Annotated in this window: 3 protein-coding genes; 2 read left to right on the top strand and 1 reads right to left on the bottom strand. The window is 27.4% G+C overall.

Annotated elements, in window-relative coordinates; translation table 11 throughout:
• Positions 1–155: 155 nt before the first annotated feature.
• Both G3997_RS03670 and cdd read left to right on the top strand, forming a co-directional pair.
• A complete protein-coding gene (locus G3997_RS03670) occupies positions 156–827 on the top strand; it encodes a Crp/Fnr family transcriptional regulator (RefSeq protein WP_296648276.1) in 672 nt (223 codons plus the stop codon).
• Positions 828–837: 10 nt separating this feature from the next.
• On the top strand, positions 838–1260 hold the full coding sequence (gene cdd / locus G3997_RS03665) for a cytidine deaminase (protein ID WP_296648271.1): 423 nt from the start codon (positions 838–840) through the stop codon (positions 1258–1260).
• 36 nt (positions 1261–1296) lie between these two features.
• Here the strand turns inward: cdd and G3997_RS03660 are convergent.
• On the bottom strand, positions 1297–1796 hold a 500-nt coding region (locus G3997_RS03660; protein WP_296648266.1), incomplete at its 5' end, for a BMP family lipoprotein.

Genomic DNA, 1796 nt, shown 5'->3' with positions numbered 1-1796 from the left:
TCTATTTTTAAGATGTATTTAAAACATAAAATAATATATTAATTTTTATGATAATTTTATAATTTAGGACATTTGTCCTTAATTTATATTTTTATTATTGCTTATTTCAAATTATGTGATATAATCTAGTTAATTTACTTAAGAAGGAGAAAAAAATGAACAACTTATCTTATCTTTTAGAAACTTGCCCTAATCATATAAAAAAAGATTTTTTAAATATATCTTTTGACACTTTCGATAAGATATTGATTCAAAATGAAGATGCAAATTTTGTATACATAATAAAAAAAGGTAAAGCTAAAGTTTATTCTCTAACATCTACTGGTATAAAATATTTAGAACGAATATATTCTGAATATGAGTTATTTGGAGAATTAGAAGTATTCATAAACAAACCTATATTAAACTATGTAGAAGCACTTGAGCCTTGTGAGGTAATTAAAATACCTAAAGATTGTTTCTTAGAATGGATTAAGTATGATAGTAATTTTTCTTTATATATAAATATTCAACTTTCCCATAAACTATATACTACATCCATTAATAGCAAGGCAAATATTGTATATCCTTTAAAACATAGATTAATATTCTTTTTATGGAGATTCTTAGATGAGCATAATTTAAATGCTATTCACAAAGACTTATTAGTAGAAGGAATTGGATCAAATATCAGAAGTGTTAATAGAATAATTAAAGAATTAGTTAGTGATAATATTATTGACTACAATAAAGGGTTTATTAAAGTAAAAGATATGAATAAGCTTATAAATATAGTTTTCTCTTACAATTATAATGATAATACAATAGAACTTTTAAATAAAAATTAGGAGGAATAACATGATTGATGCAAAATTATTAATAGAAAAAGCATATGAGGCTCAAAAACTTTCTTATTCACCATACTCACACTTTACTGTAGGCGCTGCTTTACTTGGTGCTAGCGGAAAAATATATACAGGATGTAATATAGAAAACGCTGCTTTTACACCGACAAACTGTGSAGAAAGAACTGCTTTCTTCAAAGCAATATCTGAAGGTGAAAAAGAATTTACTGCTATAGCTATAGTTGGACATAAAAAAGGTCAAAATNNNGGAGAAGGTGACTTCTGTGCACCATGTGCCGTATGTAGACAAGTTATGGCTGAATTTTGTAATCTAGATACATTTAAAGTTTATATTGCTAAAAGTAGAGATGAATATTTAGAATATACTTTAGGTGAACTTTTACCATTAGCCTTCACTGGTAAAAACTTAGATTAATCTAACAACGTAAAAAAGAAAAATACGATAATATTTTTATTCAGTTCTAGGTATTTTTATTTCACCATTTTTTATCTTTTCAGCTTCTTTATTAGCATAATCCATTACATCTTCTGGTAATAAGTTGTTTTCTGATATTCCAACTCCACCTTCTTTAAGTCCGTATACTTTTTCTGCTCCACCCTTAAAGTTTCCTTCTACTAAATCCTTTACTAAAGAATAAGATGCAACATTTAGTTTCTTCATAGCTGAAACTATTACATTTTCTGGTGCTAAATCGCTTTGATCTCTATCTCCACCTATAGCATATTTATTGGCTTCTTTTGCAGCTTCTATAGCACCTGTTCCTGCATCTCCTGCTGCAGCTAATATTATATCTGCACCTGATGCTTGCATTTGTTTAGCTACAGATTTTCCTTTTGCTTGGTCTGTAAATGAGTTTACATATTGTTCTAATACTACAGTATCTTTATTAGTACTTTCAACTCCATATTTATATCCATATTGATATCTAACTACTGCTGGTGCTGGTAACT

Source organism: Romboutsia sp. 13368, assembly GCF_018336475.1.
Lineage (GTDB): Bacteria > Bacillota > Clostridia > Peptostreptococcales > Peptostreptococcaceae > Romboutsia.
This window is presented reverse-complemented; position numbering and strand designations above follow the sequence as displayed.